The organism is Nocardia sp. NPDC050793 (genome assembly GCF_040654065.1).
In the GTDB taxonomy this organism is placed as follows: Bacteria; Actinomycetota; Actinomycetes; order Mycobacteriales; family Mycobacteriaceae; genus Nocardia.
Genome location: NZ_JBFAHG010000001.1, coordinates 386,152 through 408,348 on the forward strand (window position 1 = coordinate 386,152; position 22,197 = coordinate 408,348).

Below are 22,197 nucleotides of genomic sequence, written 5' to 3' on the forward strand. Positions count from 1 at the left end.
GGCGCGCCTTCGTCGCGGCCATCGGGTGTGCGGCGCGCGCGGCCGCGGACCGCTCGACGCTCGTTTCGAGGATGCGCGCGCTCATAGATCCAGGAACGGATCGAGTCCGACGGTCAGTCCCGGTCGGCCCGCGATCTCCCGGACGCCGAGCAGCACGCCCGGCGCGAACGAGGAGCGGTCGATCGAGTCGTGCCGGATGGTCAGGGTCTCGCCCTGGGTGCCGAACAGCACCTCCTGGTGCGCGACCAGCCCGGCCAGCCGCACCGAGTGCACCCGCACGCCATCGACGTCGGCGCCGCGCGCGCCCTCCAGTTCGGTGGTGGTCGCGTCGGGGCTGCGGCCCACGCCGGCGCGCGCCCTGGCCTCGGCTATCAGGCCCGCGGTGCGGTAGGCGGTGCCCGAGGGCGCGTCGGCCTTGTTCGGGTGGTGCAGCTCGATGACCTCGACCGATTCGAAGAACCGCGCCGCCTGCTCGGCGAAGCGCATGGACAGCACCGCGCCGATGGCGAAGTTCGGGGCGATCAGCACGCCGGTCTCCGGGCGGTGGGCCAGCCAGCCGCGCACCTCGTTCAGCCGCGCCTCGTCGAAGCCCGTGGTGCCGACGACGGCGTGAATGCCGTGCTCCACCAAGAACTTCAGGTTGCCCATCACCACGTCGGGGTGGGTGAAGTCGACGACGACCTGGGCGCCGTTCGTGCTGAACGTCTCCAGCGCGTCGCCCTTGTCGACTTCCGCGACCAACTCCAGGTCGTCCGCCGCCTTCACCGCCGCACAGATCGCCTGTCCGACCTTCCCGCGTGCTCCGAGCACTCCGACCCGAATGGTCACCGCACCTCCTCGTTCCGCTGGTATCGGGGCAAGCCTATCGAGCGGTGCGGGGACGGAATGCCCTGGGCATCTCCGTGCCCGTGCCGCGGTGCATGAGGTGACGGCACCGAGCCGCCGCCGCCCTGCGGCACGGGCTCTATCGTTCAATGCGCATAGCCCCATATTGCTATGTCGTTCGGCAGACGATCCGCACGCCCTGCGCAGCGGAAGCGCGGACGTTGCCAGGGACGATGCCCCACCCGCATGATCGAGCGCCGCGGCCCGCCGGTGTCAAGGAGTCCGACGGACGCCCTGACCCACTGTTTCGGACTCGCTGTGTGAAAGGTGGCCCTGCAGGCCGAACCTTGCGGCCTCGATGACGGTGGAGGAAATCGCGCCTGGCTGGTCGGCGTCCGCTGCGATCGACTCGAGCGCGGCATCGACGGCGCCGACCAGTGCGCCGGTGAGCGCGGCTGCGTGCAACGGGTCGAGGTCGGGACAGGTCCGCCTGAGCGCGGCGGTAAGCCGTTGCCGTAGAGCCGAATTGCGGAGCAACGCACCTGCGCGCAGGACCGGCACGTCGGCGATCAACCTGGCCCGTATCCGGGTGAGTTCGTGGTCGAGCGGGAAACTCCATGCCTCCGACGTGGCGAGGTGCTCTACCGCGCGCAGCAGCAGATCGGCGGGGCGTTCGTCCGGCGCACGGCTGTCGTCGAACGCAGTGCGCCATCGTCGGCGGCGGCCCGGCCGGCATGATGCTGGGCCTGCTGTTGGCACGCGCCGGTGTCGACGTGACGGTGCTGGAGAAGCACGGCGATTTCCTGCGGGACTTCCGTGGTGACACGGTGCACCCGTCGACGCTGCGGATCCTGGATGAACTCGGGCTGGGCGAACGATTCACAGGCCTTCCGGCAGGTCGGCTCGAACAGATGCGCATCCAGGTCGGCAACTCCACGGTCGTGATGGCCGATTTCCGGCGAATCCCGGGGCGGCACAAGTGGTCGCCAGAGCAAGTGGAAGCGATCCGATCCTGGAACGATGTGAAACTACTTCGGGCCGAGATGAATCGGCTGCAACGGTGGTACATTTCGCACGCCGCCAACCGATTCCGGTGTAAGAAATACACTGCGATCGTCGCTGGGCGATGCGGCTGCCATCGAGTTAGACGGACCGGTCGACTACACCCTAATCCCACCTCGCTCCGGCGAGATTTCCGATCATCCGTTCCAGGACTCGCAGCGTGGTCGCGAACTGATCGGGTTCCACACCCGACGCCATCGTGCGGCGACGTTCTCCGATGCGGACGAAGGTCTCGTCGTGAGCAGTCCGGCCCGCGGCAGTCAGCGTGAGCGCGCCCGCCTCACCGCCGATCAACCCGGCCGACGACATGTCGCGAATCTCGATCTGCCACTCCCCCTCGGCCTTCCAGAACGGCGCCAAGGCTTCGCGCAGCTCGTCCGCCGAGCGCGGCCCCTCCGACAGCGTGTGCAGCAGCTGCCAGCGCCGGCGACTCAGCCCGCCCGCCGCGAGATCGTCGTCGAATCGCGCCTCTATCAGCCGGTCGAGTTCCTTCAGCAGGTATCCGATTCTCCGCTCGGCCATCAGCCCTCCAAGTACATGTACTATGACATTTATATGTAGTTTGACATGGAACTGGGTGCGATGGAAGAGCACAGTGCGTACACCGAGGCGGTCGCGGCGGCCATGGTCCGCATCCGGCGCAGGCAGACGCGGGGAGCGCTGGCCGAGGAAAGCCGGGTTCCCGCAGCGGTTTTCCGGACCCTCGACGCGGTGTCGAGCATCGATGACGCCACCGTGGGAGCACTGGCCCCGGCACTGGGCGTCGACCAGCCGCGGGCGAGCCGCCTTGTCGCCCAAGCCGTTTCGGAGGGATGGCTGGAACGTGTCGCCGACCGGCGTGACGGACGCAAGGCGGTGCTGCGGCCGACCGAGCTCGGCCGCGAGATCCTCGCCGCGGCCCACCGCAGGCGCGCGGCGGCGACCGCGGCGGCGATGGCCGACTGGACGGAGCGTGAACGCGCCGAATTCGCCCGGCTGCTCGGTCGTTTCGTGGACGCGATGGACGCTAGGCCGCCGACGTCTTGAGCACCTCGATCAGCGCCGTCACACTGTGCTCGCGATGCCCGCGCGCGACCGCGCGGCGGAGCAGCTCCGCCATGGGCGCGTGCCAGGACATGTCGACGCCCGATTCGGCGCCCACCGCCAGGTCGTCGCCGATGGCGTCGTGGAACAACCCCACCGAAGAACCGAGCTTCGTGTAGTCACCGGTGTCGATCTCCTCGGCCAGCAGCGGGAGCAGCGACTCGATCATCCGCAGCCACTTCGCCGAGTACGGCACCATCGCGCGGGCCTCGATGCCGCGCGCGGCGAGCACCGCGGCGCCCTCGAAGAAGCCGAGCAGAGCGGGCAGCAGCGTCGCGCCGACGGCCGACTCGTACAGCGCGGCGAGATCCGGTTCCTCGCCCAAATGCACTGTCTCGCCGCCGAGTACACGCAGCGTCGGCAGGTACTCGTCGTACACGGCGCGGTCACCGCCGTAGTACAGCAGCGTGTCGGCGGCGCCGACGGCCGCGGGCACATTCTTGACCGCGCCGCCGAGGAATCGCGCCCCGCGCGCCTCGGCCCACGCGGCGACGCGCCGCGCGCCCGCGGGTGTACCGCTGTTGAGGGTGATCAGGGCGCGTCCGGCCAGCGCGTCGTCCGCCGGGGCGAGCGCGTCGAGCGTGGCCTCGAACCCGGTGAGCACCGAAACGACCAGCGGGCTCGCCGTGACCGCGTCGCGGATCGTCGTCGCGTGCCTCGCGCCCAGCGGCGCGGCCTTGCCGGGGGTGCGGTTCCACACCGTGGTCGGATGTCCGGCCCCGACGAACGCCGCGGCCACCGCACCGCCCATCGAACCGAGCCCCAGCACGGTCACCGGCCCCCGCGCTCCGTCGGTCATCTTGCCTCCCAAGCTGTTTCGTCCCCGTCCTGGGGCTTGCGAAGGCAAGTGTGCGAGGGGCCGCGACGAGCGGCAAGTACCTACTTTTCTGTCGAATACGCACGTCCGGGTAAGCAACGAGCGCACGGCGCTTGACCGGTGACGACGATCACCGGTCAGTCGAAGACGATCACCTGACGCAGCGCGTGCCCGGCCGCGAGTTCGTCCATGGCGCGGTTGATGTCGTCCAGCCCGATGTGCGCCGACACCAGCCGCTCGACCGGGAGCCGGCCCTCGCGCCACATCCGCACGTACTCGGGGATGTCGCGTGCGGGCACCGCCGAACCGAGGTAGCTACCCACGATGGAGCGTCCCTGCGCCACCAGGCCCAGCGGGGAGATGCTCGCGCGGGCGTCGGGGGCGGGCAGGCCGACGGTGACCGTGGTGCCGCCCGCCGCGGTCGCCGCGACCGCGGTCTCGAAGGCGCGCACGTTGCCCGCCGCCTCGACGACCACTTCTGCCTGCACACCCTGTTCGGCGAGCTCGGCCGGGGTGTAGGTCGCCGTAGCGCCGAGATCCTTTGCCAGCGAGAGCTTTTCGGGAACGGTGTCGACGGCGATCACCTCGGGCGCGCCCAGCGAGACGGCCACGAGCACCGCCGCCATGCCGACACCGCCGAGTCCGACCACCATGATCCGGTCCGCGGGCCCTGGCCGCGCCGAATTCAGCAGCGCGCCACCGCCGGTGAGCACCGCGCAGCCGAGCACCGCCGCGACTTCCGGCGGCACGTCGTCGTCGACAGGGACGACCGAACGCCGGTCCACCACCGCGTGCGTCGCGAACGCCGAGACGCCCAGGTGGTGGTGCACCTCCGCGTCGTCGCGGTGCAACCTGCGTCCGCCGTTGAGCAGTTCGCCTGCGTTGTTGGCCGCGCTGCCCGGCACGCACGGGGTGCGACCTCCGCTCGCGCAACCCGCGCACTCGCCGCAGCGAGGCAAGAACGTCATCACCACGCGCTGCCCGACGGCGATATCGCTGTCGCCCGCACCGACGGCGACGACGCGGCCCGCCGCTTCGTGTCCGAGCAGCATCGGCACCGGCCGCACCCGGTTACCGTCCACGACCGAGAGGTCCGAGTGGCACAGGCCGGCGGCCTCGATCCGCACCAGCAGTTCACCCGGCCCGGGTTCGCCGAGGTCCAGCTCACAGACGCTGATCGGCGCCGACTCGGCGAACGGTATCGGCGCCGCGATCCGCTCCAGGACCGCCCCACGAATCTTCATGGTTGCGACGCTACCGGGCACCACGCCGAGCGGAGCCGACACCGGCGAAACTCGAGCGACGCGACGCTCTCCCGAGAACCGGCTACTGGCGTGACCGAAGATCGACCGCTATTGTCGATCGGCGTGACGGTGCTCCTGTTGGCCGCCTTGTACCGAGCCCAGGGTCGGGACCGTCACGATTCGAGGAGAATATCCTGTCCATTCAGTTCAATCACACCATCGTCGGCTGCCGCGACAACCGAGTTTCCGCGGAATTCTGGGCCGACATCCTCGGCCTCCAAGTCGGCCAGGAATGGGGTCCGTTCATCGAGCTTCGGATGAGCAACGGCGTCAATTTCGACTTCGCCGCCGTGCCCCCCGACATGTCGGAGATCCAACCCCAGCACTACGCCTTCCTCGTCTCCGAGGCCGAGTTCGACGCGGCCTACGCCAAGATCCAGCGCTATGGGCTGGAGCACTGGGCCGACCCGCGCCAGCAGGCGCCCGGCGAGATCAACCACAACGACGGCGGGCGCGGCGTGTACTTCCTGGACCCGAACGGCCACTACATGGAGTTGATCACCGTTCCGTACGGGGGTTGGCGGGAGTAACGGCGCGGTAAGCCGGATTCCGGTGCAGGGCCGGGTGAAGGCGGAGGTGCGAGTAACGCACGAGCGGGCGGCATCCATTTCGGGTGACGCCCGCCGCGCTGAGTTCTAGGCGCTCGCCGTGGGCGCGGCTTCCGGGACGGGCGGCCACGGATTCGGCTGGACCGAAGCGGGTTTGCCGGTGGGGTTGTCGTCCCAGTCGAAGCGCACGCCGACCCATGCCTTCGGGCGATCGAAATGCGTTTCCCCGGCGGTGAACCGGGTGGCGACGAAGGAGATCTCGCCGAAGAAATCGCCCTCGCGAAAGTCGGCGGTGCGCCCGGCGATGGTGCTGCGGGCGAAGCTCACCGCGCCATGGAATTCGGCTCCGACGAAGTCGATTTCGCGGGTGACGCGGCGGCGCAGGCGCTGGGCGGCGCCGAGTTCGGCTTCCTCGAACGTGACTGCCGTGGCGTAGAGCTGCGCCGCGGTGAACGCGACGCGCTGACCGGAGAAGACGGCCCGCTCGAAGCTGGCCTGCTCGCCGTCCAAGGTCGCCTGCGCGAAGGAGGTCAGCTCGGCTTGAAATAGGGCCGCCCGCCACGATGTTCGCGCACCGAGGAATCGCGCGCCGACGAACCCGGTGCGAGCGCCTGCGAAGGTCGCGTCATCGAAGCAGGTCCGCGGACTCTCGAAGGTCGCGCCGTCGAAAGTTGCCCGCTCGGTGCGGAATTCGGCGTTCTCGAAGTTCACGATCGGCACGGTGAAGGTGGCGTCGCGAAACGTCACGTGGTGGCCGGTGAAACGGGCACGGTTGAAGTCGGTGAAACGGTCGCCGATGAACCTGGCTCTGGCGAAAGTGGTCCAGCGCCCGCCGAATTCGGTCGCCTCGAAGTCCGCGTTCTCCAGCACCGCGCCGGTGAAATCGAAATCACAACGCGACCAGGACGCTTCGGTGTACGGCCGCAGGTGTTCGGCGATCACGCGCACGATGGTGGCGCGCACTTCGCGATCGTTGTGCCGTATCCGATACACGCGCTCGACCTCGCGGCCCGATTCCTGCGCGGTCTCGGCGCGCGAGATCAGGTGGTTGCCTCCGTCGTCCGGTTCGTAGGGCAGACGCAGGTATCCGCACAGCACGTCGATGCACTGCTGACGCCGCACGGGAGCCGAGAACTCGTCCGCCACACCGGCCATCGCGTAGACGCCGGCCAGCCGCACGGCGGGATCCGCATCGCCCAGCTGTCGCGCCGCCGCCCCGAACAGCTCCGCGAACCGGCCGCGCTCCAGGTCGCGCTGCCGCCGGTATGCCACGACCAACGCCACCGCACCGCCGACACCCGCCGACACCGACAACGCAATCTTGGTGAGCTCCACCTGGTTCGGCGTCTCCGCCTTCGCGCCGAGCCCCCACCACAACAACCACCAGGTCACCCCGGCGACGGCAAGTCCACCGATCACCGCACCGAACACCGCTAGCAACAACGCCGCACGGTGCATTCGGCGTCCCAACCTCCCCCACCATCGCATGAGCTGCATGGTAACCCGATCGCCGCGCTCCCACTACCGAGCGCCGACTCAGTCCTCGCAGAGCCTCGCTACGTGTGTAGTTGCCGCGCGGCGCGCGAAAACGCTGCGAGGCATGATTGGGGAATGACCGGAAATGAGAAGGACATCGTGAGTGTGGTCGAATCGCTGCACGCCGACCTCGCCGCTTGGCTGGGATCGGCCGCATCGCCCGAGGTCTTCGAGCGGTTCGCCGAGGGGCAACACGAGCGGTTCTCGATGGTGGCCATCTCCGGTGCGGTGCTCGGCCGCGACGAGTTGCTGGCCGGGTTGCGGGAAGCGCGGAATACGGAGCCCGGCTTGCGGATAGAGGTGTCCGAGGTGACGGAGCTGGCCCGCGACGGTGTGCTCGTGGTGGTGCGGTTCTTGGAGCGCCACCTCTCGGATGGCGGCTCGTCTTCGCGCTGGGTGTCAGCCGTGTTGTGCGCGACGGAGGATTCGAGCTCCGGCTATCGCTGGTTGACCGTGCACGAGACCGCTGCGGACGAGTGACTCGGGAGCCATCGCTCACCAGGTCTTCTCACCTCGACGTGCCAGGCGGCAGCGCTAGTCCGAAACCCCCACTGCCTCAGCCACCTCCGCCTGACTCCCCCGGATTCCCAACCCGGCCGCCGCAAGGCAAGCCACCGCCACCACCCCGACGAACCACGGGAACACGGTGTCCAGCCCCCAGGTTGTCGCCGCCCAGCCGGCCAGGATCGTCGGCAGCGCCATCGCCGAATACGCGAGCAGGTAGTACGCCGACATCGTCTCCCCGCGCTTGTGGTGCGGGACGACATTCGACAGGTGGCGCAGCGACCCGCCGAAGCCGAGGCCGAAGGTGGCGCCGAGTGCTACGCCTGCGCCGAGCACCGCGACCCAGTTGTGGGTGGCGAGGGCGGGCACCGTGAGCAGCAGGGCCAGCGCCATGCCGGTGTCGCCGAGGACGGCGGCCCTGCGCGCCGGGATGCCGGTCGCGAACAGCTGTGTGGTGGCGCCGGACATGGCCGTCGAGGCGACGACCGCGCCACCGAAGACCAGGTTGTGGATGCCGGTCTGCTGCGCGGCCAGCGACGGATACAGCGAGAGCAGCACGCCGAGCACCGACCATGCGGCCATCACGCCGATCGCCGAGAACCAGAAGTCCGCCCGGATCTCTTGCGGTACGGCAGGTTTGGCGATGCGGATCCGTCCCGCCTGCCGGGCGCTGTGCGGTTCGCGCAGCCCGAGCACGCCAACGGCGATCGCCAAGCAGACCACCGTGATGACGACGTAAGGCGTGCGCAAGGGATGCGGCGCGTACTGCGCGAGCAGCGCCGAACCCAGAATGGCCACGGCCATACCGACATTGAAGGCGACGCCACTCAGCTGTCCGGAGCGCGCGCCGCGGTGCGGGCGCAGGTCGAGCAACGCGGCGGCGCCAGCCACCACGGTGGAGCCGACGGCCATGCCGTGCAATGCCCTGGCCAGCAACAGCATCGGGACGGAGTCGGCCAGCACGAACACCACCAGCCCCGCGATCATGGTGGCGAATGCGCCGAGCAGCACTGGCTTTCGGCCGACCACGTCCGAGATGCGGCCGGACACCAGGACCGCGCCGAGCGCGGCGACGGCGTATACCGCGAAGACGATGGTGGTGGTGAGCGGCGAGAGGTGCCACTGCGTTTCATAGATGCCGTACAGCGGCGCGGGCGCGCCCGACACGCCGAGCGCAACACCGCTGGCGACCAGCACCAGCGGGTAGGCCCAGCGTTGCGTGGTCCGTTCGTCGGCGGCCACTGCCATCGCTGCCATCTATAACCCCATCAGGTAAGTTTGATATTGATCGAACTCCATCGACCATACAACCCGGTTCGATGATCATCAAACCCCCGAGTGAGGTAGATCATGACCGACGCCAGCGAAGCCGCTCCGCCCATCGCACAGCTGCCCGCCGTGCTGGGCGCCCTTCAGGATCCGGTGCGCCTGGAGATGGTGCGCCGCCTGCGCAACGCGGGGACCGCCGTGCGCTGTTGCGAGCTCTACGACATGATCAACAAATCGACCGCCACCCACCACTTCAAGATCCTGCGCGAGGCGGGCGTCATCGAACGCCTCGTCATCGATGGACAGACTTGTCAGCAGCTACGCACCGACGACCTCGACTCCGCGCTCCCGGGACTCCTCGACGTGGTCGTCGCCGCCGCCAACCGAGCGCACGACGACGCGACGGCCGGCTTCACCCGGTAATTCAGGACGGCCCGGTGAACGTCTCGGCCGCCATCCGCAGAAAGCTCCACCGCGTCCCGAGCACCGCAAGAGCGAGCAGCGCCAGCAGCACGGCGCAGTAGACGACCGGCCGCCGCCAGTACCTCGGCCCCACCGCGAAGACGAGCAGCAGTTCCAGCAGCAATGTCACCACCACGACGCCGAGCAGCGCCGCGAGCACCGGGAACGCTTCCGGCGCCCGCGACCACGAGCGCAGTGCGCCGAGCACGCCGAGCACCACGAATCCGAAACACACCAGGGCGGTAACGCTCAGCAGGGCGTAGCTCTCGGCGGCGTCGCGGTCGGTCTCGTCACCGAAGCGGCGCAACCACGCCGCGAAGAGCAGCAGGTGCGCCAGGCTCGCGCCGAACACCCCGACGATCAGCAGCGCGTAGCCCACGCCGACCAGCGAACTACGCAAGACCACCGCGCCGAGGTCGGCGATCAGGCTCGCGAACACCAGACCGCACAGTCCGAGCAGCGCTTCGGGGCGGCGCAGCAGCCGCTTGCGCAGATAGCGCGGCGGCAGCTGTCCGCGCAGGGAGCGGAACACTCGAATCCACGCGCCGAGCACGACGACGAACAGCACCGGGGTCACGACCCGCAGCACACCGGGACCGACCCACATCGACAGCGCGGCGACCGCGACCGCGAAGAACCACACCCACGCCGCCAGACGCAGCAGCGCCCGCCACATGATCTCGGCGAGCAGCCGCCGCGCGGGCGCGTGGTCCGGGCTGGCGCCGAGCAGTCCGCGCAGTGTCGCCACCGCCTTGTCGCGGGTGGAGAAGTCTTCGAACTCCAGCCGGGCACGCAGTTCCAGCAGTTCGACATGCAGCGGATTCTGGGCGAGTCCGCGCTCCACGAGGCGGCGCGCCTCGGCCGAATCGGCCAGCTTCCGGTAACTTTCGGCGGCATGGGCGAGGACGTCGGCGTCCAGCGGCGCGTATTCGCACGCGCTGTGCAGCGCGGCACGGGCCTCTGCTCGCAGCTCGTCCGTCTTCGGACCGCCCGCGATGATCTGGGCGAGGGTGAGCAGCGCGCTGACGCTGTTCGGGCCGACCCGCAGCGCGGCGCGGACGAGCCGCAGCGCCTCGTCTCGTTCGTCGTCCAGGTGCAGGACGAGGGCTGCCGTCAGGTAGGCATCGATGCGGTTGGGATCGGCGGCGATCGCCGCCCGCGCGCCGCGCAGCGCCGCGTCGTGGTCGCCCAGCCGGTAATCGATATCGGCCAGTTCGGTGAGCAACAGCGAATCGAACGGATCCGCCGCCAGCGCGTCACCGAGGATGCGCCGCGCCTCCGGCAGCCGATCCAGATCCCGCGCGGCGCGCGCCCGCCGCACCGCCTCCCATACCGTGCTCAATCGACTCCCCCTCGCCACATACGTCGCCCGCACGCTACCTGTTCGGCCTCAATGGACGCACGCCGGCAGCGGGCGGGAACAGCACCGCGCGCAACAACTTACGTGCGCGCCGCCTCAGTGGTCGACGAGTCGGCGCACCGCGGCGGGCAGGTCGCGGGAGCGGCGGTACGGTCCGGCGACCGAAGCGCCGAAGGGCCGGGCGAGCAGCGTGCGAGCGATGGCGGTGACTTCGTCGGTGGTGACCGCGTCGATCCGCGCCAGCGTCTCCGAGACGCTCCGATGGTTGCCGTAGCTGAGTTCGCTGCGACCGATGCGGTTCATCCGTGAGGCCGAATCTTCCAGGCCCAGTACCAGTCCGCCGCGCAGCGAGCCCTTCGCGCGAGCGCATTCGGCATCGGTGACGCCGTGCTCGGCGACCTCCTCCAGCACGCCGCGCGCCAAACCCGCCACCTGGCCGAGATTTTCGGGCTGGCAGCCGATGTACACCGAGAACGCGCCGGTGTCGGCGAAGGTGTCCACGCTGGAGTACACCGAGTACGCCAGCCCACGCTCTTCCCGGATCCGTTGGAACAGACGAGAACTCAGCCCGCCGCCGACAACGGTGTTGAGTACCGAGAGCGGCCACCGGAGATCGCCCTCGTGGCGGCCGAAGGCGCGGACGCCGAAGGCGAGGTGGGCCTGTTCGCTGTCGCGGTAGCTCCGCTCCAATTCCGGTACGCCGTGCGGACGGAACCGGCCCTCCCGGCGCGGCGCCGGTTCGACGTCCGGATCGAGGCGGCTTTCGAACGCGCGGTGCACCAGCTCCACCGTGTGGTCGTGCTCCACATTGCCCGCGACCGCGACGACCATCCGGTCCGGCCGGTACCTGCGCACGTGAAAGCTCCGCAGCTGACCGGCCTGCATGGCCTCGATGGACTGCACGGAACCGATCACCGGTCGTCCGATCGGATGGTCGCCGAAGAGCGCGGTGAGGAACGCGTCGCCGACCAGATCCTCCGGGTCGTCGTCGCGCATCGCGATCTCCTCGAGCACCACCTGACGCTCGACGTCCACGTCCACCGCGCGGCACAGGCCGTTGAGCACGACGTCGGAGACGAGATCCACCGCCAGCGACAGGTCCTCGTCGAGGACGTGCGCGTAGTAGCAGGTCTGCTCCTTGGCGGTGAAAGCGTTCAGCTCACCGCCGACGGCGTCCATGGCCTGCGCGATGTCCAGCGCGCTCCTGGACGGAGTCGCCTTGAACAGCAAGTGCTCCAGGAAGTGCGCGGCGCCCGCCACCGTGCGCCCTTCGTCGCGCGAGCCGACGCCGACCCACACGCCGATCGAGGCCGATCGGACGCCCGGCACGTGCTCGGTGACCACCCGCAGCCCCCCGGGTAGCACCGTGCGCCGCACCCCGGTATCCGACATCCGTGCCTCGTCCACCCGCCGCTGTAGTGACGAACCCCCCTGCCCGGTCGGGAGCAGGGGGGTTGCCGTCTTCTTCTTCGTCACACCGACAAGTACTACTCGGTTCCGGCGTCTACGGCATCCGAGTCGCCGGTCTCCTCGGCGCCCTCGTCGACCGGGATCAGCGAGATCTTGCCGCGGTTGTCGATGTCGGCGATCTCCACGCGCAGCTTGTCGCCGACGTTCACCACGTCCTCGACCTTGGCGACGCGCTTGCCGTTGCCCAGCTTGGAGATGTGCACCAGACCGTCGCGACCCGGCAGCAACGAGACGAACGCGCCGAAGGCAGTGGTCTTGACGACCGTGCCGAGGAAGCGCTCGCCGACCTTCGGCAGCTGCGGGTTGGCGATGGCGTTGATCGCGTCGATCGCGGCCTGCGCCGACGGGCCGTCGGTCGCGCCGACGAACACGGTGCCGTCGTCCTCGATGGAGATGTTGGCGCCGGTGTCCTCGGTGATCTGGTTGATGACCTTGCCCTTGGGGCCGATCACCTCGCCGATCTTGTCGACCGGGATCTTGATCGCGGTGACGCGCGGCGCGTACGGGCTCATCTCGTCCGGGGTGGTGATGGCCTCGGCCATCACGTCCAGGATGGTGGTGCGGGCGTCGTGCGCCTGGCTCAGCGCACCGGCCAGCACCTGCGAGGGGATGCCGTCCAGCTTGGTGTCCAGCTGCAGCGCGGTGACGAACTCGCGGGTGCCCGCGACCTTGAAGTCCATGTCGCCGAAGGCGTCCTCGGCACCGAGGATGTCGGTCAGCGCGACGTAGCGGACCTCGTCTTCGCCCTTGTCGTTCTTGACGGTGTCGGAGACCAGACCCATCGCGATGCCCGCGACCGGAGCCTTCAGCGGCACACCGGCGTTCAGCAGCGCCAGGGTGGACGCGCACACCGAGCCCATCGAGGTGGAACCGTTGGAGCCCAACGCCTCCGAGACCTGACGGATCGCGTACGGGAACTCCTCCTGGCTGGGCAGCACGGGGATCAGCGCCCGCTCGGCCAGTGCGCCGTGGCCGATCTCGCGACGCTTCGGCGAACCGACGCGACCGGTCTCACCGGTGGAGAACGGCGGGAAGTTGTAGTGGTGCATGTAGCGCTTGGAGGTCTCCGGGCCGAGCGAGTCGACCTGCTGCGCCATCTTGACCATGTCCAGCGTGGTGACGCCGAGAATCTGGGTCTCGCCGCGCTCGAACAGCGCCGAACCGTGCGCCCGCGGCACCACGGCGACCTCCGCGGACAGCGCGCGGATGTCGGCGAGGCCGCGGCCGTCGATGCGGAATCCGTCGGTCAGGATGCGCTGACGCACCAGCTTCTTGGTGACCGAGCGGAAGGCGGCGCCCAGCTCCTTCTCACGGCCCGCGAAGTCGTCGCCGAGGCGCGCGAGCACGTCGAGCTTGATCTCGTCGATCTTCGCCTCGCGCTCCTGCTTGTCGGCGATGCTCAGCGCTTCGTTCAGCTCACGCTTGGCGGTGCCCTCCACGGCCTCGAACACGTCGGCCTCGTAGGGCGGGAACAGCGGGAACTCGCCGGTCGGCTTGGCGGCCAGCTCGGCGAGGTCGGCCTGCGCGCGGCACAGGCGGGCGATGAACGGCTTGGCGGCCTCCAGGCCCTCGGCGACCACGGCCTCGGTCGGCGCCTGCGCGCCGCCCTCGATCAGCTCGATGACCTTGTCGGTGGCCTCGGCCTCGACCATCATGATCGCGACGTCGCCGGACTCGACCACACGACCCGCGACCACCATGTCGAACACGGCGCCCTCGAGCTGCTCCACGGTCGGGAACGCGACCCACTGGCCATCGATCAGGGCGACGCGCACGCCGCCGACCGGGCCGGAGAACGGCAGGCCCGCGAACTGAGTGGACGCGGACGCGGCGTTGATCGCCACCACGTCGTACAGGTCGTTCGGATCCAAGCTCATGACGGTGACCACGACCTGGATCTCGTTGCGCAGGCCGTCGACGAACGACGGACGCAGCGGCCGGTCGATCAGGCGGCAGGTCAGGATGGCGTCGGTGGACGGGCGGCCCTCGCGGCGGAAGAACGAGCCGGGAATGCGGCCCGCGGCGTACATGCGCTCTTCGACGTCGACCGTCAGCGGGAAGAAGTCGAACTGATCCTTCGGCGCCTTGCTCGCGGTGGTCGCCGACAGCAGCATGGTCTCGTCGTCCAGGTAGGCGACGACCGAACCGGCGGCCTGGCGAGCCAGCCGACCGGTTTCGAAACGTACGGTGCGGGTGCCGAAGGAGCCGTTGTCGATCAGCGCGACGGACTCGAACACACCCGGCTCGACCTCTACGGCCGAGGACTTGCGTTCAGTTGTTTCGGACATTCTCTTCTCTCAACCTCTCGTCTCGCCGGCTCGAGCGCACAGTGGGCGCGATCCGGCTGTCGTCAGCCGTACCCGGGTACGGACGCGCGGCAACCCTCCTGGCTGCGACGCGCACACCCGGCCGAATCCCCTTGGACACGGCGACGCGGAGGCGGTCATCGATCGAAGCCCGCCGGCCGCTGCGCCGGGAGGCCACTACCGAAGACCGACGCCACGCGACGGGTGCATACGGCTGTCCATGTTGTCGTACGACGGGAAGTGGTCAACCCCTCATACACAAATAGCCAACGGGGAGATTGTACGTCTCCCCGTTGGCGATATGACGACCGCCTCTGGCAGGCAGCGTGTCGCACGTCCGGGCTCATCCCCGCGGGCGCGGGGAGCACGACGATATCTGGGGAGCTGGAGTCCCGGGACGTTCGCCGTCCGCGCCCCCCGATCGTTCGATCGCGGGGCGCGGAAGCCGGGAATCAAGCCGCGCCGTGGGCGCGGCGGGAGATCACCTGCGCAGGCCCAAGCGTTCGATCAGCGAGCGGTAACGCTCGATGTCCTTGTCCTGCAGGTACTTCGAGAGGCGCTTGCGACGACCGATCAGCGCCATCAGACCGTGGCGGGTGTGGTGGTCGTGCTTGTGCTTCTTCAGGTGCTCGGTGATGTCGGCGATCCGCTTGGACAGCAGCGCGATCTGCGCCTCCGGCGAACCGGTGTCCTTCTCGTGCAGGCCGTACTCGGCGAGAATCGCCGTCTTCTGCTCGGTGGTCAGCGCCACGTGGCATCCACTCCTGTTTCTCAGTTCCGCGTTCGAGGGTTCCGGTTTCCCGGTCGGGCGCCGCCGCGGACCGCAGCAAACCCGAGGATCCACCTTACCGGAGCACATCGCGCGAACCGAATCGCGGTGCGGCCGCCGGATGGGCGTGCTGCAATCGAGCCATGGATCCCGCCGTACGCGACGTGCTGGACACCCTGGCCCACCAGGACTACGCGGCCCTGCGCCCCCTGCTGCACCCGTACCTGCGGTGGATCGACGGGGCGGACACGATTCGCGGGCGCACCAAGGTGCTCGCCCACCTCGCCGCGAATCCGACCAGCGCGCCGCCCGTCTCCTACGAGCTGCGCGACGGTCAGATCTACCGCTGGACGGTGCCGAGCGAGGACGAGGACGCCGCGCCCGGCGGTCCTGGGGACACCGCGCCCGGCTGAGCGCGAGGCACAGGATCCGACCGAGATCAGGACGCCGCGTCCGACCCGCACTCAGAACCCGCGCTCCGCCGGGAAAGCAGCTTTCGGGCTCGACGCCGGACCGAGCCCCGTTTCGGACCTGACTCGGTGTCCGGCCGAACTCAGGACTCGCTGCCCGACCGGGCTCCCGCGTCGGCGGCGGCGAGCACCTTGCGGGAGTTCTCGACGTCGCGGCCCATCGCCTCGATGAGGTCGTGCATGGTGTCGAACTTGCGCATGCCGCGCAGGTGCTCGACGAAGTCGACCGCGACGTGCTGGCCGTAGAGGTCGGCATCGCCGTCGATGACGTACGCCTCGACGGTGCGGGCACGGCCGGAGAACGTGGGGTTGGTGCCGACCGAGATGGCGGCCATCGCCCGCTCGCCGGGGGTGACGGTGCCGATCGTCGGACCGGGGCCGAGCACCGTGAACCAGCCCGCGTACACGCCGTCGGCCGGGATCGCCGCGTGCATGGGCGGCGCCACGTTGGCGGTGGGGAAGCCCAGTTCGCGTCCACGTCCGTCGCCGTGCACGACCACGCCCTCGACGCGGTGCGGGCGGCCGAGCGCCTCGGCGGCCGCGGCCATGTCGCCCGCGTCCACGCAGGCGCGGATATAGGTGGAGGAGAAGGTCACCGCGTGCTCGCCGAGCAGCTTCACGCCGTCGACCTCGAAGCCGAAGCGCTCGCCGAGTTCGCGCATGGTCTCGACGGTGCCCGCGGCCTTCTTGCCGAAGGTGAAGTTGTCGCCGACCACGACCTCCGTCACGTGCAGCCGCTCGACCAGCAGATCGTGCACGTAGCGACCGGGAGTGAGTTTCATGAATTCCTGGGTGAACGGCATCACGCAGAACACGTCGACGCCCAGTTCCTCGACCAGTTCCGCCCGACGCGTCAGCGTGGTCAGCTGCGCGGGGTGCGAGCCGGGCCGCACCACCTCCATGGGGTGCGGGTCGAAGGTCATCAGTACCGCGGGGACGCCGCGCGCGGCCGCGGACTTCACGGCCCGGCTGATCAATTGCGCGTGGCCGCGGTGCACTCCGTCGAACACACCGATCGTGAGCACGCACCGTCCCCAGTCCGCAGGCACCTCGTCGAGGGATCGCCATCTCTGCACGTTCGCAGCCTACGCAAGTCGGGGTGCGAACAGTATTCGGGCGTACCAGATGTCACAGAACGCTTGCCGCCCCGTCACGCGGACATGTCCGATTCCTTCAAGACTTCCCGGCCCGGCGTGCGATCGAATGGCAGTGCGCACCACCGCCCGGCCGAACCCGGTTGCGGGCGACCCGCTCGAAATGCCCCCTGGGCATCTACGCCGGTTATTTCGCCGACCCGGACGGGCACCTGTGGGAGGTCGTCTACTTCCTGGACGGCACCCGGCCGGCCTGAACATCGAGCGGGCGCTCGGATCAGGATTCGGCGCGCAGATCACCGCCGGAATCGCTGATGCAACCGACCCGGTCCTGACCCGGCCATCGGCTTTCTCGGTCGTGCCGCACCAGATGGCAGCGCTCGTTCCGGCACACGTCGACCTGCGGTTCCGTTCTGCACCTTGCAGGCGGGCGACATGGCCGCGACCGGCGAGAACACGAGCGGTGAACGAGTTCGCCGCATCCCGGTGTCCGACTGTGTGAATCGGGACCGATGTGCATAAGCTCGGGTATGTGCCTGGTAAACGAGACATCGCCACCCGCCGCGAGCTGACCGACAGCACCGCGCCGGGCGAGCCGAGCGGCAGCACCGCGACCCTGGCGCCGGAGCTGACGTCGGTCGCCCAGGACTACCTGAAGGTCATCTGGACCGCACAGGAGTGGTCACAGGAGAAGGTGTCGACCAAGCTGCTGGCCGAGCGCATCGGCGTCTCGGCCTCCACTGTCTCCGAGGCCGTGCGCAAACTCGCCGACCAGGGCTTGGTCGAGCACGCCAGGTACGGCTCGATCACGCTCACCGAGCACGGTCGCCGCGCCGCGGTCGCTATGGTGCGCAGGCACCGGCTGATCGAAACGTTCCTGGTCAACGAGCTCGGCTACGGCTGGGACGAGGTGCACGACGAGGCCGAGGTGCTCGAGCACGCCGTCTCCGAACTGCTCATGGCCCGCATCGACGCGAAACTCGGCTACCCGGACCGCGACCCGCACGGCGACCCCATCCCTTCGGTGGACGGCGCGGTGCCGACGCCGCCCGCGCGCCAGCTCAGCGACTTCCAGGCGGGCCAGTCCGGCCGGGTCGCCCGCATCTCCGATTCCGACCCGGACATGCTGCGCTACTTCGACTCCGTCGGCATCGCGCTGGACACCACCATCGCCGTTGTCGAACGCCGCGACTTCGCGGGCACCATCGCCGTCCGCATCGGCGACGGCAGCGCCACCACCGACCTCGGCCGCCCCGCCGCCGAGGCCATCTGGCTCACGACCTGACCTACTGCCTCGCAAGCCATTTCGACGCCTCGCAGAGGTGGCACCCGCTGCGAGGTGTGTGAAAGCTCTGCGAGGACCACGTCAGGGCGCCGGATCGTTGAAGCGCAGCGTGCCGGTCGCCACCTGACCGGATTCGGTGACGAACAGCGTGTGCATGCCCTCGGGCACCGGGTCGGTGCCGGGCGGCGGATCCATCCGGAATCGGAAACAGCCGACCGGAACCACGAAGGCGGCCCGCCCGTCGTCACCGGTCACCGCGTCCCAGCGCGCGATCTCGGTGGCGCCCAACGGAATATCGCGCTGGGCCGTATCGCACGGCCGCATCCGGTGCACGCTGACCGGAACGTTGGGTACCGCGACGCCGCCGAGCGTGACGGTCTCGATGATGGCGGTGCCGAGCACAGGTGAGGCGGGCGGTTGCGGTGTGGGCGCGGGCGACGGCGGCGCGGGGCGCGGTCGCGGGGAGTTGGGGGCGGCGGGCGCCTCGGCGATCTCGGGCGTGCGGCCCGCGGTGGTCGCGCCCACGCTCACCGTGGCGCTCGCCGCCGGACGATCCGCGTTCTCGGCGTCCCGGCCGCACCCCGCCACGAGCGCGAACACCGCGCACACCACCCCTACGATTCCCACCGCCCGCATCGCCCTAGCCTCCGGATCCAGCCACTGTTACCGACGTATCGACCGGTGAGAAAGGGCGTTAACGCAGGTCAACCAGGGTGTACAGGGTGTTATGACGGTGCGTCGCGACTGTGACCGGACCGTGCCGTACGACCCGGGCCGACGTCCGCGTCGCCTATCTAGCTCGCCGCATCCAAGACGCGGACGGTTGCGGCGGCCGTGAGGGGGTCGCGGTGTTCGGTGAAGAGTTTGGCGACCAGCTCGCCGCGGCTGGTGACGCCGACCTTGTCGAAGATCGACTTCAGGTGGTCACGGACCGTGTGCGGGGAGAGGAACAGCCGCGCGGCGATGTCGGCGGTGGGCAGGCCGCGGGCGACGAGTTCGGTCACCTCGAGTTCCCTCGGGGTGAGTTCGTAGGCGGCGACGATCAGCTCGGCCACCTCCGCAGGCTTGGCCGGCTCGATCACCAGAGCCGTTGTGCCCGTGCGCCCTTCGGCGTCACGCAGGCAGGTCGCGTGGCACACCAACCAGCGACCGGCGGTGCTGCGCACCCGGATCCGCGAGGCCGCTCCGGTGAGCCGGGCCCGCCCCGCCGTGCTGAGGATCCAGACCGGCAGCGGCAGATCGATGCCGAGCGGGGTCGTCGTGGCGGGACCGGGCGGCATCTCGGCCAGCAGCTCGCGCGCCTCGTCGTTGAGGGACAGCAGCTCGCCGCTCGCACCGAACAGCAGCAGGCCTGGGGCGGCGGCGAGCGCGGACGACGGCGTCGCGCCCGGCAGCGCGAAGGCGCGCAAGCGCTGCGCCATCGGCGTGCAGAGGGCTTGGACGAGGGTGATGTCCTCGGCGCGGAACGGCGGCCTGCCCCGCTCGCGGAACAGGCTCAGCTGTCCCCACGGCTGGCCGTCCACTCGGAACACCGCGCGCAACTCGTCGTCGAACCCGCGCGGGCGCATGAAGCTGCGGTACAGCGGGCTCAACGTCGGCCGGTCCCCCGTCACCTCGCGTAGCCCGGCCACCGGTACCTTCGCCAGCGCCAGATCGCGGAACAGATTCACGTGTTCGGCGAAAAGCTCCGACTCCCAGTACGTTCCGCAGCCGCCCTCATGCAGGTTCTCGACCCGCACCGGGGCCGTGGTGAGCCCGTTGACCGGATCGGTGGCCACCCACACTGCGGCGTCGAACGGCGCGATCCGCCGCAGGCGGGCCGACGCGTCGGCGAACAGCGCGTGTGCGTCGGGCGCGCCGGCGATGCTCGCGAGCAGGGCGTCGAGCGTGGTCGTTGGGGTCATGCCTGTCATCCTCGGCCGTTTGTCGCGCGCTCGCCATCCCACATACGAGGGGTAAGCACCAGGCGCGCGACGAAATTCCGGTGCGGTGGTCGCCGCGCCCTAGTGCTTCCGAACCCCTCGATCGCGGGATGTTCCTCATCGTCGAACCCCGCGACGCTGGGTGCCGCACACACGAAACCGAAGGAGCCCCATGCACATCGGAATCATCGGAGCGGGCGCGGCCGCCGTCGCGCTGCTCGACGCGCTTGCCCTCGCGGACGACAAGCCGAGCGGCGTCACCGTGTTCGGCGGCGCGCCCGCGCTGTGGCGGGGCCGCCCGTACCAGCCCGACCTCGACGCGGTGCGGGTGAACGCACCGCCGCCGATCATGTCGATACGCGCGGGCGATCCCGGGCACTACCAGCGCTGGCTGGCGGATCGCGAAGTAGCCGGCTACCTCGACGAAGGGCTCGGGCAGCCGCTCGTCCCACGCGCGGTCTACGGCGAATACCTCGAAGACACCGCGCGCGACGCGATCGCACGACTGGGTCGCGCGGGCTGCCCGGTCCGCGTGGTGCGTTCGGCCGTCACCGGGTTCTCCCGCAATGGGCGAGCCGTACTGCACACTGCGAGTGGCGATCACGTCCCGGTGGACCGGGCCGTCCTTGCGGTCGGCAGCGGTGGACCACGCGATCACTACGGGCTCACCGGCGCACCCGGTTACATCAACGAGCCCTATCCCCTCGCCCGTACCGCGGCCGGACTCCCGTCGCACCACCACGTCGCCGTCATCGGCAGTGGTCTGACCGCGGTGGACATCGCCGTCACCCTGGCGGCGAACGGGCACACCGGGCCGATCACGCTGCTCTCGCGCAGCGGTCAGCTCCCCTTCGTCCAGCAGCGTCCTGCCCGCCTGGACCCGCTGCACCTGACGCCCGCGGCGGCGCGGGACAAGGCGGCCGAGCACGGCGATCTCCCCTTCGCCCACCTGATTTCGCTCATGCGCACCGAACTCAGCGAGCTGGGGCAGGATTTCGACACCCTGGCCGCCGAGATCACCGGCTCCGAGGATCCGGTGGCCCGCCTGCGCCGCCAACTCGACGCTGTCGACGCACGGCACCACGGACGCCGCCTGCTGGCCATGGTCATCCGCACCGTCGGCCCGACCGCGTGGCCGCTGCTGGCCGAGCGGGATCGAGAGATGTTGCGCACCGGCTATTTCCGCATCATCAACAGTCTCAGCTCGCCGATGGTCCCGCACAACGCGCGCATCGTGCTACGCCTGCTCGACTCCGGACAGCTGCGGTTGCGCGCGGGCGTCACCAAGATCGAGGCGTGCTCCGGCGGCGGGTTCACCGTGCACGACGCGCAAAACTGGTCCGCGGACACCGTGTTCAACGCGGTCAACCCGCCCGCCTACACCACGCCCCCGGAAACCCAGCCGCTGATCGGCGCGCTACTCGCCGCGGGAGCCGCCGAATCGCATCCGGCAGGCGGCCTGCGCGCCGAACCGGGCACCCGCCGCCTGCTGGTCGGCGGAACAACCGATCCCAGCTGGCATGTGCTCGGCAATCTCGCGGCCGACTCGATGTTCATCGCGACCAATCCGCCGGGGCTGGCGGCCGAGGCGGCCGGACTGGTCAGGGGCCTGTTCGGCGGGTGACGAGTGGTTTCAGGGTTCCGGGACCGAGCCGGACGGGATCACCGCGCGAGTTCGTCCAGCAGAGCGCGGAATTCGGCTGGTGAGAGGTAGCCGTCGGCATCTCGGTCGGCGGCCGCGAGCAGGTCGGCGGCGGGGACGTCGATGCGGCCCTCGCCGACGTGCCGGATCAGGGATTCGAGTTCCTCGACCGAGATGCGCCCGTCGCCGTTGGTGTCGAAGACGCGGAAGGCGGCGTCGGCGTCGGTCACCTCCAGGCGTCCGGTCACCAGGGCGGCGTCGAATTCGGCCTTGGAGACGAGGAAGTCGCCGTTGGTGTCGGCCGCGGCGACCAGCCGCTCGACGGCGTCGGAATCGACCTCCAGCCCGAGCGCGCGGATGCCATCGGTGATGTCCTGCACGGAGACGAGCCCGTCGCCGTCACGGTCCCACAGCTCGAACGTATCGACCGGTTGTTCACTCATACCCACTGCCTTCCCACGGCCGCCGA

At 69.6% G+C, this 22,197-nt stretch carries 22 protein-coding genes and 1 pseudogene; 8 read left to right on the top strand and 15 right to left on the bottom strand.

Features of this window, described 5'->3' with window-relative positions; translation table 11 throughout:
* Window positions 1–81: 81 nt before the first annotated feature.
* Together dapB and AB0H50_RS01700 are read right to left on the bottom strand one after the other, a co-directional pair.
* Window positions 82–828: a 4-hydroxy-tetrahydrodipicolinate reductase gene (gene dapB / locus AB0H50_RS01695; protein ID WP_357445089.1), complete on the bottom strand. Its 747-nt coding sequence runs from the start codon at window positions 826–828 to the stop codon at window positions 82–84.
* 270 nt (window positions 829–1,098) lie between these two features.
* Window positions 1,099–1,584, bottom strand: coding sequence for a hypothetical protein (locus AB0H50_RS01700; RefSeq protein ID WP_357445092.1), 486 nt, complete (start codon window positions 1,582–1,584; stop codon window positions 1,099–1,101).
* On the opposite strand from AB0H50_RS01700, the pseudogene AB0H50_RS01705 reads away from it, so the two are divergent.
* A pseudogene (locus AB0H50_RS01705) lies at window positions 1,560–1,805 on the top strand (FAD-dependent monooxygenase); the annotation flags it as partial. The gene AB0H50_RS01700 and the pseudogene AB0H50_RS01705 overlap by 25 nt on opposite strands.
* A 187-nt stretch (window positions 1,806–1,992) precedes the next feature.
* Here the strand turns inward: AB0H50_RS01705 and AB0H50_RS01710 are convergent.
* Window positions 1,993–2,409: a MarR family transcriptional regulator gene (locus AB0H50_RS01710; RefSeq protein WP_357447319.1), complete on the bottom strand. Its 417-nt coding sequence runs from the start codon at window positions 2,407–2,409 to the stop codon at window positions 1,993–1,995.
* Window positions 2,410–2,469: 60 nt separating this feature from the next.
* On the opposite strand from AB0H50_RS01710, the gene AB0H50_RS01715 reads away from it, so the two are divergent.
* Entirely contained in the window at window positions 2,470–2,913 is a 444-nt protein-coding gene (locus tag AB0H50_RS01715; RefSeq protein WP_357445095.1) for a MarR family winged helix-turn-helix transcriptional regulator, read from the top strand.
* Here the strand turns inward: AB0H50_RS01715 and AB0H50_RS01720 are convergent.
* Together AB0H50_RS01720 and AB0H50_RS01725 are read right to left on the bottom strand one after the other, a co-directional pair.
* Window positions 2,894–3,769, bottom strand: coding sequence for an NAD(P)-binding domain-containing protein (locus AB0H50_RS01720; RefSeq protein WP_357445098.1), 876 nt, complete (start codon window positions 3,767–3,769; stop codon window positions 2,894–2,896). The genes AB0H50_RS01715 and AB0H50_RS01720 overlap by 20 nt on opposite strands.
* Window positions 3,770–3,924: 155 nt before the next feature.
* Window positions 3,925–5,031 carry a zinc-binding dehydrogenase gene (locus AB0H50_RS01725; protein ID WP_357445101.1) on the bottom strand — a complete coding sequence of 369 codons (1,107 nt, stop codon included), beginning with the start codon at window positions 5,029–5,031 and terminating at the stop codon, window positions 3,925–3,927.
* A gap of 194 nt (window positions 5,032–5,225) precedes the next feature.
* Between AB0H50_RS01725 and AB0H50_RS01730 the strand changes: the two genes are divergently transcribed.
* Window positions 5,226–5,621, top strand: coding sequence for a VOC family protein (locus AB0H50_RS01730; protein ID WP_357447184.1), 396 nt, complete (start codon window positions 5,226–5,228; stop codon window positions 5,619–5,621).
* 105 nt (window positions 5,622–5,726) lie between these two features.
* Here AB0H50_RS01730 and AB0H50_RS01735 read toward each other — a convergent pair whose 3' ends face one another.
* Window positions 5,727–7,127: a pentapeptide repeat-containing protein gene (locus tag AB0H50_RS01735; protein ID WP_357445104.1), complete on the bottom strand. Its 1,401-nt coding sequence runs from the start codon at window positions 7,125–7,127 to the stop codon at window positions 5,727–5,729.
* 123 nt (window positions 7,128–7,250) lie between these two features.
* On the opposite strand from AB0H50_RS01735, the gene AB0H50_RS01740 reads away from it, so the two are divergent.
* The gene (locus AB0H50_RS01740) at window positions 7,251–7,655 is read left to right on the top strand and encodes a hypothetical protein (RefSeq protein WP_357445107.1); all 405 of its coding nucleotides are present in this window, start codon (window positions 7,251–7,253) and stop codon (window positions 7,653–7,655) included.
* A 54-nt stretch (window positions 7,656–7,709) separates the two neighbouring features.
* Here the strand turns inward: AB0H50_RS01740 and AB0H50_RS01745 are convergent, their stop codons facing one another.
* Window positions 7,710–8,927 (bottom strand): MFS transporter, encoded by a 1,218-nt coding sequence (locus AB0H50_RS01745; protein ID WP_357447187.1) that lies wholly within the window; start codon window positions 8,925–8,927, stop codon window positions 7,710–7,712.
* Window positions 8,928–9,029: 102 nt separating this feature from the next.
* Here AB0H50_RS01745 and AB0H50_RS01750 point away from each other — a divergent pair, with 102 nt between their 5' ends.
* On the top strand, window positions 9,030–9,371 hold the full coding sequence (locus tag AB0H50_RS01750; RefSeq protein ID WP_357445110.1) for an ArsR family transcriptional regulator: 342 nt from the start codon (window positions 9,030–9,032) through the stop codon (window positions 9,369–9,371).
* 1 nt (window position 9,372) lies between these two features.
* Here AB0H50_RS01750 and AB0H50_RS01755 read toward each other — a convergent pair whose 3' ends face one another.
* From AB0H50_RS01755 to rpsO, 4 genes are all read right to left on the bottom strand, one after another.
* On the bottom strand, window positions 9,373–10,752 hold the full coding sequence (locus tag AB0H50_RS01755; RefSeq protein WP_357445113.1) for a hypothetical protein: 1,380 nt from the start codon (window positions 10,750–10,752) through the stop codon (window positions 9,373–9,375).
* A gap of 114 nt (window positions 10,753–10,866) precedes the next feature.
* Entirely contained in the window at window positions 10,867–12,162 is a 1,296-nt protein-coding gene (locus AB0H50_RS01760; RefSeq protein WP_357445116.1) for a pitrilysin family protein, read from the bottom strand.
* Between the two features lie 95 nt (window positions 12,163–12,257).
* Window positions 12,258–14,528, bottom strand: coding sequence for a polyribonucleotide nucleotidyltransferase (locus AB0H50_RS01765; protein ID WP_357445119.1), 2,271 nt, complete (start codon window positions 14,526–14,528; stop codon window positions 12,258–12,260).
* Window positions 14,529–15,027: 499 nt separating this feature from the next.
* Window positions 15,028–15,297, bottom strand: a complete 270-nt coding sequence (gene rpsO / locus AB0H50_RS01770; RefSeq protein WP_357445122.1) for a 30S ribosomal protein S15 — start codon at window positions 15,295–15,297, stop codon at window positions 15,028–15,030.
* Between the two features lie 161 nt (window positions 15,298–15,458).
* On the opposite strand from rpsO, the gene AB0H50_RS01775 reads away from it, so the two are divergent.
* Window positions 15,459–15,728, top strand: a complete 270-nt coding sequence (locus tag AB0H50_RS01775; protein WP_357445125.1) for a nuclear transport factor 2 family protein — start codon at window positions 15,459–15,461, stop codon at window positions 15,726–15,728.
* Between the two features lie 140 nt (window positions 15,729–15,868).
* Here the strand turns inward: AB0H50_RS01775 and AB0H50_RS01780 are convergent, their stop codons facing one another.
* Window positions 15,869–16,861 (bottom strand): bifunctional riboflavin kinase/FAD synthetase, encoded by a 993-nt coding sequence (locus AB0H50_RS01780; protein ID WP_357445127.1) that lies wholly within the window; start codon window positions 16,859–16,861, stop codon window positions 15,869–15,871.
* 634 nt (window positions 16,862–17,495) lie between these two features.
* On the opposite strand from AB0H50_RS01780, the gene AB0H50_RS01785 reads away from it, so the two are divergent.
* A complete protein-coding gene (locus AB0H50_RS01785) occupies window positions 17,496–18,164 on the top strand; it encodes a metal-dependent transcriptional regulator (RefSeq protein WP_357447190.1) in 669 nt (222 codons plus the stop codon).
* An 81-nt stretch (window positions 18,165–18,245) separates the two neighbouring features.
* Here the strand turns inward: AB0H50_RS01785 and AB0H50_RS01790 are convergent, their stop codons facing one another.
* The gene (locus tag AB0H50_RS01790) at window positions 18,246–18,800 is read right to left on the bottom strand and encodes a hypothetical protein (protein ID WP_357445130.1); all 555 of its coding nucleotides are present in this window, start codon (window positions 18,798–18,800) and stop codon (window positions 18,246–18,248) included.
* Between the two features lie 158 nt (window positions 18,801–18,958).
* The gene (locus AB0H50_RS01795) at window positions 18,959–20,068 is read right to left on the bottom strand and encodes a LuxR C-terminal-related transcriptional regulator (protein WP_357445133.1); all 1,110 of its coding nucleotides are present in this window, start codon (window positions 20,066–20,068) and stop codon (window positions 18,959–18,961) included.
* Window positions 20,069–20,258: 190 nt separating this feature from the next.
* Here AB0H50_RS01795 and AB0H50_RS01800 point away from each other — a divergent pair, with 190 nt between their 5' ends.
* Window positions 20,259–21,710, top strand: coding sequence for an FAD/NAD(P)-binding protein (locus AB0H50_RS01800; protein ID WP_357445136.1), 1,452 nt, complete (start codon window positions 20,259–20,261; stop codon window positions 21,708–21,710).
* A 38-nt stretch (window positions 21,711–21,748) separates the two neighbouring features.
* On the opposite strand, the gene AB0H50_RS01805 is transcribed toward AB0H50_RS01800, so the two are convergent.
* On the bottom strand, window positions 21,749–22,171 hold the full coding sequence (locus AB0H50_RS01805) for an EF-hand domain-containing protein (RefSeq protein ID WP_357445139.1): 423 nt from the start codon (window positions 22,169–22,171) through the stop codon (window positions 21,749–21,751).
* Window positions 22,172–22,197 lie beyond the last annotated feature (26 nt).